At 55.5% G+C, this 18,085-nt stretch carries 14 protein-coding genes; 8 read left to right on the forward strand and 6 right to left on the reverse strand.

Going from position 1 to position 18,085, the window contains the following annotated elements; translation table 11 throughout:
* Positions 1 to 7: 7 nt before the first annotated feature.
* Positions 8 to 1,099, reverse strand: a complete 1,092-nt coding sequence (locus ABIE64_RS00700) for a sensor histidine kinase (protein WP_223305016.1) — start codon at positions 1,097 to 1,099, stop codon at positions 8 to 10.
* A gap of 442 nt (positions 1,100 to 1,541) precedes the next feature.
* Here ABIE64_RS00700 and ABIE64_RS00705 point away from each other — a divergent pair, with 442 nt between their 5' ends.
* The 3 genes from ABIE64_RS00705 (at position 1,542) to ABIE64_RS00715 (ending at position 4,990) form a co-directional block, all read left to right on the forward strand.
* On the forward strand, positions 1,542 to 3,134 hold the full coding sequence (locus ABIE64_RS00705; RefSeq protein WP_037991990.1) for a lysine--tRNA ligase: 1,593 nt from the start codon (positions 1,542 to 1,544) through the stop codon (positions 3,132 to 3,134).
* A gap of 151 nt (positions 3,135 to 3,285) precedes the next feature.
* Positions 3,286 to 4,251, forward strand: a complete 966-nt coding sequence (locus ABIE64_RS00710; protein WP_354376344.1) for a proline dehydrogenase family protein — start codon at positions 3,286 to 3,288, stop codon at positions 4,249 to 4,251.
* A gap of 151 nt (positions 4,252 to 4,402) precedes the next feature.
* Positions 4,403 to 4,990: a DUF4136 domain-containing protein gene (locus ABIE64_RS00715; protein WP_007090442.1), complete on the forward strand. Its 588-nt coding sequence runs from the start codon at positions 4,403 to 4,405 to the stop codon at positions 4,988 to 4,990.
* A gap of 79 nt (positions 4,991 to 5,069) precedes the next feature.
* Here the strand turns inward: ABIE64_RS00715 and ABIE64_RS00720 are convergent, their stop codons facing one another.
* Positions 5,070 to 5,945 (reverse strand): branched-chain amino acid aminotransferase, encoded by an 876-nt coding sequence (locus ABIE64_RS00720; protein WP_354376345.1) that lies wholly within the window; start codon positions 5,943 to 5,945, stop codon positions 5,070 to 5,072.
* A 285-nt stretch (positions 5,946 to 6,230) separates the two neighbouring features.
* Here ABIE64_RS00720 and ABIE64_RS00725 point away from each other — a divergent pair, with 285 nt between their 5' ends.
* From ABIE64_RS00725 to ABIE64_RS00745, 5 genes are all read left to right on the forward strand, one after another.
* Positions 6,231 to 7,295, forward strand: a complete 1,065-nt coding sequence (locus ABIE64_RS00725) for a LacI family DNA-binding transcriptional regulator (RefSeq protein ID WP_354376346.1) — start codon at positions 6,231 to 6,233, stop codon at positions 7,293 to 7,295.
* 342 nt (positions 7,296 to 7,637) lie between these two features.
* A complete protein-coding gene (locus ABIE64_RS00730; RefSeq protein WP_114094576.1) occupies positions 7,638 to 8,675 on the forward strand; it encodes an ABC transporter substrate-binding protein in 1,038 nt (345 codons plus the stop codon).
* A 98-nt stretch (positions 8,676 to 8,773) separates the two neighbouring features.
* Positions 8,774 to 10,990 carry an ABC transporter permease gene (locus ABIE64_RS00735; RefSeq protein ID WP_354376642.1) on the forward strand — a complete coding sequence of 739 codons (2,217 nt, stop codon included), beginning with the start codon at positions 8,774 to 8,776 and terminating at the stop codon, positions 10,988 to 10,990.
* Complete coding sequence (locus ABIE64_RS00740) at positions 10,987 to 12,087, forward strand: ABC transporter ATP-binding protein (RefSeq protein WP_354376347.1); 1,101 nt, start codon at positions 10,987 to 10,989, stop codon at positions 12,085 to 12,087. Before ABIE64_RS00735 ends, ABIE64_RS00740 begins: the two co-directional genes overlap by 4 nt.
* 36 nt (positions 12,088 to 12,123) lie before the next feature.
* Positions 12,124 to 12,942: an inositol monophosphatase family protein gene (locus ABIE64_RS00745; RefSeq protein WP_007090436.1), complete on the forward strand. Its 819-nt coding sequence runs from the start codon at positions 12,124 to 12,126 to the stop codon at positions 12,940 to 12,942.
* Positions 12,943 to 12,989: 47 nt separating this feature from the next.
* On the opposite strand, the gene ABIE64_RS00750 is transcribed toward ABIE64_RS00745, so the two are convergent.
* The 4 genes from ABIE64_RS00750 to ABIE64_RS00765 all read right to left on the reverse strand — a co-directional run bounded on the left by ABIE64_RS00750 (position 12,990) and on the right by ABIE64_RS00765 (position 17,758).
* Positions 12,990 to 16,202, reverse strand: coding sequence for an ATP-binding protein (locus ABIE64_RS00750; protein WP_354376348.1), 3,213 nt, complete (start codon positions 16,200 to 16,202; stop codon positions 12,990 to 12,992).
* Between the two features lie 153 nt (positions 16,203 to 16,355).
* Positions 16,356 to 16,976 (reverse strand): LexA family transcriptional regulator, encoded by a 621-nt coding sequence (locus ABIE64_RS00755; protein WP_007090434.1) that lies wholly within the window; start codon positions 16,974 to 16,976, stop codon positions 16,356 to 16,358.
* A gap of 168 nt (positions 16,977 to 17,144) precedes the next feature.
* Positions 17,145 to 17,339: a YegP family protein gene (locus ABIE64_RS00760; protein ID WP_354376349.1), complete on the reverse strand. Its 195-nt coding sequence runs from the start codon at positions 17,337 to 17,339 to the stop codon at positions 17,145 to 17,147.
* A 131-nt stretch (positions 17,340 to 17,470) separates the two neighbouring features.
* Complete coding sequence (locus ABIE64_RS00765; protein ID WP_354376350.1) at positions 17,471 to 17,758, reverse strand: hypothetical protein; 288 nt, start codon at positions 17,756 to 17,758, stop codon at positions 17,471 to 17,473.
* Positions 17,759 to 18,085: the final 327 nt, after the last annotated feature.

The raw sequence follows: 18,085 nt of genomic DNA on the forward strand, positions 1-18,085 counted from the left end.
GCGATCATCAATCCTTTATCGTGAAGCGAATAGTGATGCGGGTTGGGTTGCGGGTGTGCATATCAAGGGTCCCGCCAAGCTGATCGGTCAGCAATTCAACCAGTTGCAGGCCAAGCCCGCTGCTGCTGTCGATATAGAAACTTTCCGGGAATCCGACCCCGTCATCGGTCAGGCTGAGTTCGATCTGGTTCGGGGCGATTTCGGTGGCGGAAAGGCTTATTGTGCCCTGTCTGTTACCGGGAAATGCGTGTTTGAGCGCATTGGTGATCAGTTCGTTGGTAATCAGGCCGCACGGCACGGCCGTTCCGATCGGAAGCGACACCGAACCCAGATCGCGTTCAAACCTGATGAGGTCGGGGTTGGTGTTAAAGGTCACCAGCAGCGAATTGATCAGCGCATCACAGAAATAGTTGAAATCGACGCGCGAAACATCTTCGTTTTGATAAAGGGTCTGGTGGATTTGCGCCATGGACCGGACGCGGTTGCAACTGTCGCGGAGGATTTCACGCGCCAGATCGTCCTTCACATTGGCGGTTTGCATATCAAGCAGACTGTGAACGATTTGCAGATTGTTTTTGACCCGGTGATGGACTTCCGACAGCAGGATTTCCTTTTCCTGCAAGGATTTTTCCAGACTTTCCTGACGGCTTTTGCGGTCTGAAATATCGACAATGGCGGCCAGGACCTGTACACGGTCGCCTTCGGCAATCGGGTTCAGACCGATTTCCACCGGAAACTCGCTGCCATCCTTGCGCAGGGCATAAAGATCCCGTCCCGGTCCCATGGGCCGTGGTCCGGGTGCGGCGATGAAACTGTTGCGAAGGCCCGCATGATGATGGCGAAACCGATCTGGTACCAGCACATCGACCGGCTGGCCGAGTAATTCATCACGGGTATAACCGAACACCTTTTCGGTTTCGGCATTGACCATTTCAATAAGACCCTTGGCATCGACAAGAATCATCGCGTTCGGCGCATATTCAACAACGCGCCGGAATCGATGATCTTCCTCGAATGCGACATGCGGTGCGGTCATCGTACTGCCCGATCCATCGGTGTGCGACGCCGACAAGTCTTTCATGTCTGACGTTTCGTTCAATCATTTCTCTCCCGTGCAAGGCGGTCTCCCGCCTCAAGAAGGACAGGGAACCCTTGATCGTCGCCAGTTTTCTTCGCCCACTCCCGGCGGCTTTTTTTGTTCCTGACTGCACGGACAAGTAACAGTTACGACATATCAGCGCTCGGCAAGCTGGTTTCAACCACCCGTCGGTGTAGGTTTGGTTTTTTTCTTATATTTGCTGTATCCTGCTGATCCGACGCGCGAATTTTGCGTGTTACTATGCCCGCCCTCTCTGTCAGGGTGGGAGAAGTGACGGGGTGCGCCGGTTAAATTGCGCGTTGCAGCCCGGTCATACCCGATCCGGACTTGATCTTGCAGGCTGGCGGGGATAGCTTCGCGCACGCACGGAATCCGGGTGATTTCACGTGTGGCCGGATTTCCAGATAATTCAACGATACAACTGACAAACAAGGTTTCAAAAATGACAGCCGATCTTCGTGATGCCGCCTTTAACAGCAACGTCTGGGCCTTCCAGGAAGCCCGCAAGCTGGTTGAGCGGTACAAACAGAAGAAGCCTGAAAAGGGTTATGTGCTGTTTGAAACCGGTTATGGCCCGTCGGGCCTGCCCCATATTGGGACGTTTGGCGAAGTTGCGCGCACGACCTATGTCCGCCGCGCGTTCGAACAGATGTCCGATATTCCGACCAAACTTTTCTGCTTCTCGGATGACATGGACGGTCTTCGCAAGGTACCCGACAATATCCCGAACAAGGATATGGTCGCGCAGCATCTTGGCAAGGCATTGACCAGCGTGCCGGACCCGTTTGGCACCCATGAAAGCTTTGCGCATCACAACAATGCGCGGCTCTGCGATTTCCTCGACAGTTTCGGCTTTGATTACGAATTCAAATCTTCGACCGAATGCTATCGTTCGGGCATGTTTGATGCAGCGCTTCTGCGTCTTCTTGAACGGTATGATGCGATCCAGAAGATCATGCTGCCGACCCTTGGTGAAGAACGTCGAGCGACATACAGCCCGTTCATGCCGGTCGAAGAAGGTACCAACAAGGTCCTGATGGCCAAGGTGACCGAGCTTAACGTTGAAGCCGGGACCATCGTTTATGAACATCCCGAAACCGGCAAGCTGGTTGAAACCCCGGTCACGGGTGGCCGTTGCAAATTGCAGTGGAAGCCGGACTGGGCGATGCGTTGGTTTGCGCTGGGCGTTGATTATGAGATGGCGGGCAAGGACCTTATTCCGTCGGTCGAACTTGGCAACAAGATCGTCAAGGCGCTTGGCGGCACCCCGCCGGAAGGCTTCAATTACGAGCTATTTTTGGACGAGAACGCACAGAAAATCTCGAAATCCAAGGGCAACGGCATTTCGATGGAAGACTGGCTGAAATATGCGCCGGAAGATAGTCTTTCGCTGTTCATGTTCCAGAAGCCGAAAACCGCAAAGCGCCTGTATTTCGATGTCATCCCGAAAACGGTTGATGAATATCTGACCTTTGCCGACAAGCTGAAAACCGAAACCGACCCGGAAAAGCTTTTGCAGAACCCGGCATGGCACATCCATGAAGGCAAGGCACCGGAACGCGATATTCCGTTGTCGTTCGGTATCTTGCTGAATCTTGTTTCGGTCTGCAATACCAGCGACCCGGAACTGCTTTGGGCGTTCATTTCGCGCTATGCCAAGGGCGCAACGCCGGAAAATCAGCCTTATCTCGACAAACTGGTCGGCTATGCGATCAACTATTACAACGACTTTGTCAAACCGACGAAAAAATACCGTGCCGCGACGGATGCGGAAAAAGCAGCCCTGACCGAACTGCGCGATATGCTCAAAACCCTTGATGCCGGCACCGATGGTGGCGATATCCAGACCCAGGTTTTCGAAGTGGGCAAAAACCATAATTACGAAAACCTGCGCGACTGGTTCAAGGCACTTTATGAAATCCTGCTGGGACAGGAACAGGGCCCGCGTATGGGATCGTTCATTGCGCTTTACGGTATTGATGAAAGCATCCAGCTGATTGACCGTGCGATTGCCGGTGAAGAACTCGGCGCGTAAGCAGTCGCTTTTTTCAGGCTGCTGTGAAATATCAAGCGACCCGTCGTCCGGCGGGTCGCTTTTTGTTTGATCGGGTGTCATTTCCTTCAATAAGTTTACCACCTTATCGCCGATGGTTGCTCTTTTGCGTTTGACCAAAACGGAGTTGATGATGGGTTTCTGGCAAAAGGCAATGATCGCAGTGGCGTGCAGCAAACCATTGCGCCGCGCGGGCGAGGCGGTCGGGCGGAAAACCGGGCTGGCTGCACAGTTCGTTAGCGGCACGGATGGCGCCGGGCACGTGAAACGCACGCAGGAATTGGCAAAGCAGGGTATTCGGGTTTCGAGCTTTTATCTGGGCGAATATGTGACCGATCCGGCACAGGTGGCGGAAACGGTTGATGCAATTACAGCCGTGATCCCCAAGCTTGATCGTGTTGGTTTGGATGTTCATGTTTCCATTGATCCATCGCAGCTTGGCTATATGCAGGATCCGGCGATGTTGGATGACAATGCCCACAAAATTGCCGGTTTGATCCGCGACGTCGGTGGCGAGAAAGCAGGTCGGCGCTGCTGCCGGATGATGATCGACATGGAAGATTTCGACATGGTCGATGATACGCTGGCCCTTCATGATCGGCTGCTTGAGGCAGGGTATCCGGTAGCCCAGACATTGCAGGCGCGATTATTGCGAACCGAAGCCGACATGGCGCGCAAGATCGCACAGGGGGCCATGATACGTCTGGTTAAAGGGTCGATGGCCCCGCCTGATCATGTTGCCTTTACCCGGCGTCGCGACATCGACGAAAATTATCTGAAACTGGCGTCAATGATGTTGTCCGACGAGGCGCGCCTTACCGGATTTATGCCGGTTTTCGGATCGCATCATCGTGAGTTGGTTGAATATATTGCAAAGGTCGCAGACGAACGTGGATGGGAGCGTGAGGCGTTCGAGTTTGAAATGCTTTATGGCGTCAATCAGCCACTTCAGCGGGATCTTGTGTCGCTCGGTTATCGGCTTCGGCTTTATGCGCCGTTTGGGGCGGATTGGTGGGCTTATGCGTGGCGTCGTGTTGGTGAAAACCCCCGCAATCTTGGTCTTTTGCTGCGTTCGCGGCTGAATGCTACGGGCCTGTAAATGCGAGCGGGTTGTGTTCGTTGCGTTCTGCCATGCATCTGCCCAAATGATAAGATGTAACGTAAAACAAAATCAGTCATTTCCGGTGTTTTGGTTAGGGCCATGCATCGGAAATGATCATTTAAACGGCGAGCACCGAAAGGAAGGCCGGATGAAGATGGTCAAGATCATGATGGCGGGCGCAATGGCGGTGCTGCTGGCGGCCTGTTCGACCGGGCCGCGTGTCTATACCGATGCTGATCCGGCAGCCGATTTTTCGCGTTATCGGACCTTTGCCTTTTATGAGTCCGCGGGAAAGTCGGATGAAAAATACGCCACCCTGCACGGTCAGCGGATCGAGGATGCGGTCAGTGCCGCCCTTGAAGCGCGCGGTTATCGCGTTGACATCAACACCCCTGATATCCTGATCAACTATCACCTCAAGACCGAGGAAAAGACCCGGACATCACCGCCGGTCTATTACGGCGGGTATTACGGTTATCGCAGCGGGATGTATGTCGGTTGGCCCGGGTATGTCGAGCCGGGATATGTTGACAATTATACCGAAGGCACGATTTCGGTCGATATGGTAGACCGCCGCACCGATCAGATGATCTGGGAAGGCACGGCGGTTGGCCGTATCGACAGCGAGTTTCGCAACAATCCCGATCAGGGGGTGCGCAAAGCGGTTGGCGCGATATTTGGCAAATATCCCTATGTCGCGGGAAGCAGTGTTCCGGTGGTGCCTGCGACGCAGTAGGGCGGGTTTGGTGGATTTGGTAAGCGGAACGGGCCGGGGGGGATGCCGGCCCGTTCTGTTTTCGGCTGTTCGCGAGGCTTTAGCTCTGCTCGGCAAACGCCCAGTAAAGTTCCTGTGCGCGTTTGGTTATCGGGCCGGGTTGCAGGTTGCGGTCGTCGAGTTTGACGCAAGGTGCGACCTTGTAATAATTGCCGGTGCCAAAGATTTCGTCGGCATTTTCAAGTTCGCTGTAGGTCACGGTTTTTTCGGTGACGTCTATGCCGCCTTCGCGGAGCAGTTTGATCACGCGCTGCCGGGTCAGGCCGTTTAAGAACGTGCCGTTGATCACGGGCGTAAACACCTTGCCATCCTTGGCATAGAACAGGTTGGCATAGGAAAATTCCGCGACATTGCCGAGCGGATCGAGCATTACGCCGGTATCAAAACCGTCTTTGGTGGCCTCTGCCACGGCGCGGCCGACATTGGGATACAGGCAGGATGCCTTGGCCTCGGTCGGGGCACTTTCGGGCGAGGGGCGGCGGAAGCTTGATTTCCGGGCGGTAAAGCCGGTTTTGATCGCGTCCGGCAGGTCGGATACCGAAATGCACAGCACGAATTGCGCGCTTTCTGGTGTCGGGGCAAGGAAGCCTTCGCCGCCATAGACAATTGGTTTGATATAAAGTGCCAGCGCCGGATCGAATTTCTGAACGCCTTCGCGGACGAGGGCGACGATTTCATCGGTGGTGATCTGCGGGGCAAGACCCATCAGTTCGGCTGAACGCAGCACACGGGCGCAATGGGGAACAAGATCGGGCATTTTGCCATTGATGCGGCGCGCGCCATCAAAGACCGTGGAAGCCATCCACATGCCGTGGGTCTGCGGACCGATAATCATCGGATTGCCTGCGTGCCATTCGCCTTTGTACCAGGTCCATGTCGTGACGGCTTTGGTGTCTGCGGTGGTGGCGTGACCCATTCTTCTTGCTCCTGATCGAATTTCGGATGGTATTTGCATGTCGCGGGGCGATGCAAGGCATCCAGAATAGGGTCTTTGCGTGATCATGGTCAAAGAAAACTGACAGAGGAAATGCCGGTTCGGTGCCGTTTTTAAGGAAGTTGCGATAAATGGCGGTTCTGTGAAATATCCCGCATCATGCACACGTGTGCGTTGGCGGGCCGGAAGGCCTGTGATATGTGTGTGACCGAGCTGCAAGACTGAAAACAGGCATGGCCAGACGGCGTAAAGAGGGAAATTGCGAGCATGACCGAGGGTAAACACACGCCTGCAAATGGTGACGGGGCCGAACCAGGCCGCGATTTGCAGCATATCGTGACCTCGGCCGATGTTGCGCGCGAAGCCGGTGTTTCGCGTTCCACCGTTTCGCGCTGTTTATCAGGCGACCGGCGGATATCGGATGCGACCCGCCTGCGGGTACAGGAAACCGCCAACCGGCTTGGTTATCACGTCAATAAAATCGCCCGGTCGATGAATACGCGCAAAAGCGATCTGATCGGATTGGTGACATCGGGGCTTTCCGATCCGTTCCGCGTTGAATTCCTTGATAAACTGATCCTTGCCATTCAGCAGTCCGGTTATCGTCCGTTGGTGATTGATGTATCCGATCCCGCCCAGATGGGCACATCGATGATGCATCTGTTGCAATATCAGGTGGCCGGGGTGGTCGTGACATCGGGAAGCCCGCCGCCCGAGGTGGGTGTACATTTCCTGAAACGCAATGTGCCGGTCGTTCTGGTCAATCGCGCCGGGCGGCTTGAGGGCGCGGATGTTATCAATTGCGATAATGTGCGCGGCGGTGAAATGGCCGCCGACCTGTTGCTTGAAACCGGTAAAACCCGGTTCGGGTTCCTCAATGTCAAGGGTGGTACATTCAGCGGCAATGTGCGGGGCGAAACATTCGTTTCGCGCCTTGCACCGCGCCTTGCGAGCGGGGATATCAGTTTTACCCCGCTGGTCTGCGACAGTGCCGATTATGACGGTGGCTTTAATGCCGCGCTTAAATTTCTGGCAACGCCGGAAACCGCGCCAAACGCGATTTTCTGTGCCAAGGACCATATTGCGTTGGGTCTTCTGGACGCGGCCCGTTTTGAACTGGGCCTGCGCATCCCCGAAGATATTGCCGTGGTCGGGTTTGACGATATTGCCGCCGCCCGGCAGGGGGCGTATCAATTGACCACTGTTTGCCAAAGTGCGACGAAGCTGGCCGAAATGACGGTGGATCGGCTGCGCCAGCGCATCCGGGGCGATGACCTGACGGATCAGCGGCTGATCCTGCCGGTGGAAATGACGCGTCGCCGGACGGCCTGAGACGGTCTTTTTCACGGATTTCAGGCCGATTTTTCTTCGATTTCTGATGCAAGACAGCTGACTCGCGATGTTTCTGCGGGTTGTGCGCACACGTGTGCGTTAAGTTTTAAGGCGGATGCCTTGCAGAGGGCAGCGTATGGTTTTGCGGTGGCGATTTGTGGGTATGTAATTTTTACATTTAAAAACAGATAGTTATCCGTGGATGGCGAGAGTTTTTTTGCCTTAAATAGAATTTTTCTGTCATTTGATGGAATTTATGATTAAATCATTCCAGCACGTGATTTGCGCAATGGTAATGCACACGTGTGCATTCAACGAAATGCAAACCGGGAGGAAACCCAAATGACGATCAGAAATTCTCTTTTTGCGACTGTCGCGATTTCAGGCCTTTTGGCTGTTGCGACCGCCGGTTCGGCCCATGCGGCCGGTCGGCTTAATGTCATCTGCTCGGCCGATAATGAGTGGTGCGAGATGATGGAAACCGCGTTCGAGCTGGAACATGACATCGATGTATCGATGGTTCGCAAAAGTTCGGGCGAGGCTTATGCGCAGGTTCGCGCCGAAGCTGCCAATCCGAAACTGGATGTATGGTGGGCCGGGACTGGCGACCCCCATCTTCAGGCCGCCGCCGAAGGCCTGACGGAAGAATATCAATCCCCGCAACTTGGCAACCTGAATGACTGGGCCGTGCGGCAGGCGAAAAATTCCGGCAATCGGACGGTCGGGGTTTATGCCGGTGCACTCGGCATTGGTTACAACAATGATCTTCTGGCGAAAAAGGGCCTTCCGGCCCCGAAATGCTGGGAAGATCTGAAAGACCCGGCTTATAAGGGTGAAATCCAGATGGCGAACCCGAATTCATCGGGCACGTCCTATACCGCACTTGCGACTCTTGTGCAGATTTTTGGCGAAGAAAAAGCCTTCGATCTGCTTAAAGAAATGCACAAGAACGTCAACCAGTACACCAAATCGGGTTCCGCCCCGATCAAGGCCGCAGCCGTTGGTGAAACTACAATCGGCATTACCTTCATGCATGACATGGTGGCCCAGATCAAACAGGGGGCGAACCTGACCGTGGTGTCGCCGTGCGAGGGGACCGGTTACGAAGTGGGTTCCATGAGCATTATCAAAGGTGCGCGTAACCTTGAAAATGCGAAAATCTGGTATGAATTTGCCCTGAACCCGCGCACTCAGTCGATTGCCGAAGACGCACACAGCTATCAGGTGCCGTCCAACAAAGAGTCAAAAATTCCCGATGGCGCACCGCGTCTGAGCGAATTGAAACTGATCGATTATGACTTCGCGAAATACGGGGATGCGGAAACCCGCCGTCATCTTCTGTCGCGTTGGGATGACGAAGTCAAAACCGCGCCGCAATAAGCGCGATCTGCCTTAACGGTTCTGTCCGTCCGGTGTGATCATCGGACGGGCAGAACCAGACTTCCCAATTCGGCGTGCAGGAGAGTTTCGTGAACCGGATGCTTTGGTTCTGGCTGGTGATCGGCTGGATCGGTTTTGCAATTTTACCCTGGTATCAGCAGGAATACGGGTTCTGGACCCTGGAATGGCTGTATGACGGCTATCCGATGTATGGCGATTATTCGCCTGCAATCCTGCAAACGACCCTTCATCAAAAATTCTGGCTGCTGCCGATTGCGGCGTTTCTGCTGGTGCCATTGGCGCTGGTGCGGACCGGGCGTGATCATCCGCATTATGCCCGTATCCTGATTTCATGCGGGCTTGGCGGTTTGATCTATCTGGTGGGGCAGGGCTTTTTTGTCGGCATTTCCGGCTGGGGATTTGGCTGGCTTGAGGCGATGTTTGGTCCGCTTGACGTCCGGCAATACGGGCTTGGCTATGGCGCGATGTTTGTTGCGGCCAGCCTGCTTGTGATGCTTTGCACCGGTCTTGCCGCAGCGGGGGCGATGCGGGGCGATGTGTTTGTTACTTCCGCCATCGGGACGGTTATTGCGCTTGTCGGGTTGTTTGTCTTCTTTCCGGTGGCGCGCATTTTCATCGGATCGTTTGTCGATATTGATGGCAACCTTTCGGGCGTGGCCTTTATCCGCAATTTCCTTGATGACAGCATCTGGGGGCTGGGCTGCCTTGCCGGGGGTGTTTGCGGGGTTGCGTGGAATACGGCGTTTCTGGCGGTTCTGACCGCTGTTTCGACCACGCTGCTTGGGCTTTCATTTGCGCTTGTGGTGACGCGGACCGGGTTCCGGTTCAAAAAGCCGCTGCGGGTTTTGACGGTGTTGCCGATCATTACCCCGCCTTTCGTGATCGGTTTGGCATTGATCCTTCTTTTTGGCAGATCGGGGGCTGTAACGCAGTTCTTTGCTGATCTGCTCGGGGTGGAGGCAGGGCGCTGGCTTTATGGCCTCCCTGGAATCTGGCTGGCACAGACCCTGTCCTTCACCCCGATTTCTTTTCTGGTGCTGATCGGGGTGGTCGAGGGTGTCAGCCCGTCGATGGAAGAAGCATCGCAAACCTTGCGGGCCGGACGTTGGAAAACGTTTGTCAATGTGTCGCTGCCCTTGATGCGCCCCGGTTTGGCCAATGCCTTTCTGCTGGCCTTTATCGAAAGCATGGCCGATTTCGGTAACCCGATGGTTCTGGGTGGCAATTACGAAGTGCTGTCGACCGAGATATTCTTTGCCATTGTCGGCGCGCAAAACGATGCCGGACGTGCTGCCGTTCTGGCGATGATATTGCTGTTCTTCACACTTTCGGCCTTTGCCGCACAGCGGTTCTGGCTGGGCAAAAAATCCTATGCCACGGTATCGGGCAAGGCCGATAACGGTGCCCATGTCGGGCTTAATCCCGGGATGCGATTGGCGTGTTACTTCACCGCCATTCCGTGGGCGATCTTTACGGTCGTGCTGTATGGCATGATTTTCTATGGCAGCTTTGTCAAACGCTGGGGCTTTGATAACAGCCTGACGCTGGATAATTACAGCGATGCGTTTGGCATTGGCTGGAGCGAGCATGGCATCGTCTGGGCCGGGGCGGCATGGGACAGTTTCTGGACCACGTTGAACATCTCGGCGATTGCCGCACCCCTGACCGCAGCGGTTGGCCTGACGACGGCCTATCTGCTGGTGCGGCAAAACTTCCGGGGCAAAAGTGCCTTTGAATTTGGCACGATGTTAAGCTTTGCCATTCCCGGTACGGTGATCGGTGTCAGTTATATTCTGGCGTTTAACGTGCCGCCGTTCGAATTGACCGGGACGGGTGTGATCCTTGTGATCTGCTTTATCTTCCGCAATATGCCGGTGGGGGTTCGCGGCGGGATTGCCGCCATGAGCCAGCTTGATAAAAGCCTTGATGAAGCATCCCTGACCCTTGGTGCCAACAGCTTTACCACGTTCCGGCGTGTGATCCTGCCGCTTCTGCGCCCGGCGATTGTTGCCGCACTGGTTTACAGCTTTGTGCGTGCCATTACCTCGGTCAGTGCGGTGATCTTTCTGGTCAGTGCGGATCACAATATGGCGACATCCTATATTATCGGGCTTGTGGAAAACGGGCGATACGGCGTTGCGATTGCCTATTGCAGTGTTCTGATCCTTGTCATGCTGACTGCGATCCTTGTTGTGAACGGCCTGATCGGGCAGCGGCGTCTGCGCCGCGAGGACCGGGTTGAGGCAACACCGGACAAGACATCGACAGGAAATCTGAGAGAGAAGCATTCATGAAACTGAAAACGCGTGCGGGTTCGGTCGTATTCGACAATGTCACCAAGACTTATGGTCACGGGGCAGTTACCGCGATCGACAATGTATCTTTCACCATCCATCCGGGCGAGCTTGTCACCCTTCTGGGGCCAAGCGGCTGTGGCAAAACCACGACATTGCGCATGATTGCCGGGCTGGAACATGCGACAACGGGCAAGATCCTGATCGGGGGCAAGGATGTCACACAGCTTCCGGCGACGGATCGCGATGTCAGCATGGTGTTTCAATCCTATGCGCTGTTTCCGCATATGACGGTGGCCGAAAACGTTGCCTATGGGCTGAGTGTCACCGGTGTTGCCAAGGCCGAGGCCAGGGAAAAGGCCGAGGAAGGCCTTAACCTTGTGGGCTTGGGCGGATATGGCGGACGCCTGCCGTCCGAGCTTTCGGGCGGGCAGCAGCAAAGGGTGGCGGTGGCGCGTGCGCTGGTGCTGGAACCCGAAGTTCTGTTGCTGGACGAGCCGTTATCGAACCTTGATGCCAAGCTTCGCCGTCATGTGCGGACCGAAATCCGCGATTTGCAGCAAAAACTTGGCCTGACCGCGGTTTATGTGACCCATGATCAGGAAGAAGCATTGGCCGTGTCGGACCGGATCATCGTGATGAACCGGGCGGTGATCGCGCAGCAGGGCACGCCACGCGAATTATATGAACAGCCGCAATCGGAATTTATCGCCGACTTTATCGGTGATGCCAATCTGGTTGACGGGGAAATCATCAGTATCGATGGCAATCACGCGCGCGTCGATATCGGTGGCGCGCAATGCAATCTGCGTCATCGCGGGCAGGCAAAGGGACCGGTCCGGGTGGCGGTGCGACCCGATGCGGTGCAACTGACCGGATTGGCGGCGATTGCGGGCGATGCACATGTCATTGAAACGTCGCTAAAAGGTCACATTACGCATGCAGCCTATCTTGGTAGTCAGATGCAGTATTCTGTGGCAACCCCGATTGGCGAGCTGTTTGTGATCGATCATCGGATCGATACACCGATCATCGCGGGTGAACAGGTTGCCATCGGCTTTTCCGAACGCGGCATGGCCGTGGTATCGGGGCAATAACGGATCAATCGCAAAACTGTTTCAGGCAGGGACAAAGTGGAAAAGACATTTTCGGGAATTGATATCGAAGCACGGTTTGAACATGCGCGCGACGTGATCCGCGAAGCGGGCAAACGCGCCATGGAATATTACGAAGGCGACGCCGCCGACCTTGCGATTGAAACCAAAACCAACGCGCTTGATATGGTCAGCATTGCGGACAAAAACGTCGAGGCGATCATTCGCGACCGGATCGGCGATGCCTTTCCCGAGGACGGGTTCCTGGGCGAAGAAATGGGCATCGAGAAGGGCGATAATGACTGCCTTTGGGTGATTGATCCGATTGATGGCACGGCCTGTTTTGTCAATCAGATGCCGACCTGGTGCATTTCGGTTGCCCTTATGATCGGCAAGGAAGCGGTCATCGGCCTGATTTACCATCCCTGCAATGGCGAGCTTTTCAGCGCGGTGATCGGGGATGGCGCACGCGTGAATGGCGAGCCGGTCAAGGCCAGCGATGCCAAACTTGTCAGTGATGGTGTCATGGGGATCGGCATGTCGCATCGTCTGCCAAGCAGTTCGATCGTGCCGGTGATCGGCCAGTTGCTTGACGAGGAAGGCATGTTCATCCGCAACGGGTCGTGTGCGTTGATGATGGCCTATGCCAGTGCCGGGCGTTTGATCGGCTATTACGAGCCGCATATCAATCCGTGGGATTGCATGGCGGGGATTGTGCTGATGCGTGAAGCGGGGGGCTGGTGCAATGATTTTCTTGATCTGCCCAACGTGCTTGAAGATGGTGGGCCGATATTGGCCGCGGGGCCCAATGTCGCCAAACATCTGGCGGATATGATCGGGCTTTCGTATCGGGGCTGATCACACCTGATGGCGCAATATTGAATGCATGCTGACCGGTGCCGGGTTTAGTCCCCGGTGCCGGTCAGTTGCTGTTTGCGTTCTGTGAGCATGCGGTAATCAAGGCGGGAAAGTTCGTGATTGATGGCCTTGATATCGAGCGGCTTGGTACAGTGCGCGTCCATGCCGGCCGCGCGAAATTCTGCCAGATTGTCGCTTGATGTATCTGCGGTCAGGGCCAGAACCGGGATGGTTGCCTTGATCGGGTCGGCAAATTCGCGGATTTGGCGGGTTGCTTCGATCCCGTCCATGACGGGCATATGCACATCCATCAAGACCGCGTCAAAATCATGTTCAAGCAGCTGGTCAAGGGCTTCCTGCCCGTTGGCGGCGGTGACGATTTCATGGCCCTGCTGTTCAAGCAGTTTCTGGGCGAGAATACGGTTGATCTGGATATCCTCGACCAGAAGAAGCTTCCGTCCCATGACGCGCGGTTTGTCCGGATCGGCAAGGCCGAGCTGACGGTCGTCTTCGGCTTCGCTGCCACGTTTTGGCGCGTCTGTCAGCGGCAGGTCGAGGTCAAACCAGAAGGTGCTGCCCTTGCCCTCGATGCTTTCGACATCAATCGTGCCGCCCATCGCCAGGATCATTTTCTGACAGATCGCAAGGCCAAGGCCGGTTCCGCCAAAACGGCGGGTTGTTGATGTATCGACCTGTGTGAAGGCTTCGAAGATCGAGCGGACCTTATTGACCGGGATGCCGATCCCCTCGTCACGGACAGAGATGCGGAACGCCATGCGACCGTTGGTGGTTTCCTGCCGGGTTACGACAACATGGATACTGCCGGATCTGGTGAATTTGATTGCGTTGGAAACCAAATTGGTCAGGACCTGCTTGATGCGGACCGGATCGCCGATCACCCAGCGCGGCATGTCGGCCGGGATATCAAGATGCAGGCGGTTATCCTGATTGCGTGCCGGGACCATCATCATGGAAACGACTTCTTCGCAAATCGCGTGGATGTCGGTTGGCACTTCTTCAAGGACCAGTTTGCCGGCCTCGATCTTTGAGAGATCAAGAACATCGCCGATCAGGGATAAGACATGACGCCCGGCCCCATTGATGGTCGAAAGATAGCTTCGGATGGTTTCGGACGGTTCGTTTTTGTCAATGGCATCGCGTGCCAACTGGGCGTAGCCGAGGATCGAGGTCATTGGGGACCTGAATTCGTGGCTCATATGGGCGATGAATTCGGATTTTGCGCGGTCGGCCTGTTGCGCCTGATTCATGGCGTTTTCGGCTTCCTGACGGGCGTTATCAAGTTCGCTGGTGCGTTGATAGACCAGATCGACAATCCGTTTTTCGGTGCGGGTCAGGGACCGCAGATAGACCATCAGAAGGATGCTGATGGTGGCACCAAATACAAAGATCGCCCATGGCTGCCAGTATAAAAGCCCGTTCAGGCGGGCTTCGGGCCCGTGCAGGACAATCGTCCAGTCGCGGAAGCCAAAGGTAAAGGTCGAGACCTTGGGGTTATAGCCGGAGGTGATTTCCTTGACGATATGCGTGATCGCATATTCCGGGCGTCGATTGGAATAGATCAGTTGATGGCCTTCGGGGGCATCCATATCCGCCAGATGGATTTCAAAATCCGATGGCAGGCGGGCAATGCGGGCGGCACGCGTGATCATATTGGTCAGACGCAGCACGCCAACCGCAAGGCCAAGCGGTGCATTGCCGGGATTGCGCCGGTTCGGGACATTTAAAAAGGCCAGTGCCGTGATTTCGGCGGTGGCGGACTGCCGCATCCGGATCGGTTCGGTCAGGGTAATGTTTCCGGTACGGATGGCGGTTTGCAGGGCCTGGTTGCGGATTTCATCGCTTGCCAGATCGAACCCGACGACATTTTCATTGCCGGACTGCGGAAAAACGTAAAAAACCGGGAAATATTCATCGCGTTCCGGGGAGCGTCGCATGTCGCCATCGACCAGATTGCGAATTTCAAAATTTTCAACACCCCGGAGGGAGGCATTTTCCTCGATCAGACCGCGCGCGCGGCGTTCGATATAGGGGACCCATTCCAGTGCTGCGACACCCGGTCTGCGTTCAACCCACGGGCCGATCATGGCGTTGAAGGTATGAAACGACACATCGCCATGGACATCAAACAGGGTGCGCACGGCAATCAGGCTGTCGGTGGCGCGGCCCAGTTCTTCGCGAAGGGATGCTTCGAAGGCGCGGCGGTACTGTTCCGTCTGGACGTCAACGGCGTGATCAATCTGACCGAATGTGTACCATGCCGCCAGCCCCGATATCGAAAAACCGGTCAGGCCGACAATCAGGGCCAGGTTGCGACGCAGACGGTGGATATCGCTTGAAATCCGGCCATCGCGGGTGCGCATGGTGATGACATTGATTTTTTCGATGCCCGCACCGAGCAACAATGTCCCGACCGAAACCGCAATCACATAGCTGTAAAGATTTTCAAGGCCGATATTCATGTTTGAGGTGTGGATAAAGGTGCTTTCGCCCAAGGCGGCAAAAACAACGATATCAACGACGATAAAGGCATTGACCAATGCCGCGCCCAGCAACCCGAACCGCACCGCCCCCCACAGAACAAAGGGCAGGGAGACAAAGATGAACAGATATTCCGGTTTGGCAATCAGCGGGGTTGTCTGGACGGCCGAGGAAACGATGGTGGTGGCGACACAGACAAAGGCCAGTTCGCCATAATATGCAAAGCCGTGTGATCGCCATTTCTGATGGATCAGGCGCAAAACCAGCGGCCCGATCACCATTACACCGACCAGATCGCCAAGCCACCAGCCCCGCCAGATGGTGGCGAACTGGTCAAAATTGCCAATTGCCGTCAGGCTGAGGCTTGTCGTACCGCAAAGTGCGGCAAGTGCCGGGCCGCCAAGCCCGCCGATCATGATCAGGCTGAAAATCCCGCGCGCGGTCAAAAGCGGGGAGCGGCCAGATATCCGGGCGATCAGTATCGCGGAAAGCGTCGCGGCCAGGGTGTTGCCGATTGCAATCAGAATGGCGGTTTCTACCGGTGCCGCCGTCGTCAGGTTCACCAGAAGCGCACCCGCAAACACGGCGGGAAAATAACGCCATCCCCATGCAATCAAAGACCCCAAGGCAATCCCGGAAGGCGCCCAGATCAGGGTGACGCTGCTGCCATAGAAGGGGAATTGCAATCCGGCATAGCCAAAAACGAAATAGGTTAGCGCAATCGCCACAAAGCGGATGATATGCACAGGGGCCAAACGCAAATTCGTTCCTTCCCGGGGTTGGGCGCTTCTGATCAGATGGGAAGCCGGGCGCAAAAATGAAGACCCCGATCCCAATGTTTCGGGTCGATTATCACGCAAAATTCTTAACGCACTATCCCCATTTGAGGAGAATGCAAAAAGGCGATGGTTGTTCTATTGGCTGACCCAAAGGACGCGCGCGATCCAGTCAATGTCGCGGGCTTCGACATAGCGGTCCTCATAGGCCGGGTTCAGCGATTTCAGTTCCACCCCCATCGCCCCGCGGCGCACCAGTTCCTTGGCCATGACCTCGCCCGATGTGGTTTTGACAACCACGCGGTCCTGCGGGCGGATGTTTGATGCCGGGGAGACGACGATCAGATCACCATCGCGAAAGACCGGGGCCATGGAATCCCCCGAAATCCGAAGCCCGTAGGCGGTCGGATCATGCAGGGCGGGAAAGGTGATGTCTTCCCACGCACCGCCGACCGGATAACCGGCATCATCAAAAAAACCGCGATTCCCGGCCTGGGCAAAGCCGATGACCGGCACGCGTCCGGCCCCGTTGCCATCGACAAGCTGGGCGAATTCCTGAAAGGTGACATTGGCCACCGAGAGCACCTTTGAAATGCTTTCGGTCGAGGGCCAGCGGGGTTTGCCCTGATTTGTCGTGCGTTTGGACCGGTTGAATGTGGTGGGGTCAAGCTGCGCCAGGCGGGCCAGCCCGGAGGGGGTCAGCCCGTTATCTTCGGCGATCTTGTCAAGCGCGCCCCATATCTGTTCTTGCCGGATCATGCGTTATCCTAGCAGGATGACGGGGCGGCGGAAAAGGAACAAATTCCTTGCATATCCGAAAGTTGAACCGATATCGCCATATGATTGAAAAGGTTATCAACCCCGGCAATGCATGCCGGGGTTTTGGGGGCAGGCGGTGGCGTCATGCGCCGTTTTCATGCACCGTCTTCATGCACTGGCTTCGTGGACGGGGACATCCTTGGAAGATTTCAGCAGATCGATGCTGTGAAGGCAGTCGGGTTTGGCTTTGTAGCCCTCGCTGCTCATGGCGATTTTAAGGCCGTTGCGCGCGATATAGGTCCAGCGCCATTCGCCTTTTTTGTCCTTGTAAAGCTCGTAACGCGGGGCGGGTGCATTTGCCATGGGAGACTCCTGACTGTCAGTGGATCGGCATGCAATGGATTGCATCGACCGGTTATGGAAAATTGCCCGATGGGGCGTCCATGAAGACAGTTCAGAAGCGGTTTTGTGACGAAACCGGGCCGGGGGTGTGATTAGCGCAGAAGCGCAATCGAGTCACCGTGCCCGGCCAGCAGGATCACATCCTTTTTCGATGGGGCATTGCATTTCGTGGCCGGGCGCAGTGCCAGAAGGGAGGCCGCAATTTTCTGCGCGCCGGGGGATAGGAAAAACGCATCATCGGGCCCCAGTTCGCGGGAACAGAAAAGGGCAGCGTCCTTGGGGGCCTTGGCGGCAATGAACAGCTTTTCAAACGCATCGACAAAATCGGTCGATATTCCCATTGCTTCCTGTTGCGTCATTTTGATGCTGGCCCAGCTCATGGGAGTCTCTCGTCTGGTTGCGGATATTTCACAGGCCATTATTCATCCGCTGGCCCGCAAGTCGAGGATTTTTGCGGCTGTTTGAATAATAGGAAATTAATCCTTTACAATGAGAACAAAAAGGGATTATAGCTTGTGGATCAACACCGGAAGTGCATCCGGAAATAGCTTTGATGCGGTCAGAATGGCGGAAAACGGCATGTAAGCCGGGTTTTGCACGTATCACGTTGGCCATCTTTACATATCCGGCAATTGGCGGTTTTGCGCAGTCGATGATGCGCAAAAGTGGAGATTTGCACGCGTTTTCGGGGGTGTTGATGCAAGACA

This window comes from Thalassospira sp. MBR-102 (assembly GCF_040549275.1).
In the GTDB taxonomy this organism is placed as follows: domain Bacteria; phylum Pseudomonadota; class Alphaproteobacteria; order Rhodospirillales; family Thalassospiraceae; genus Thalassospira; species Thalassospira xiamenensis.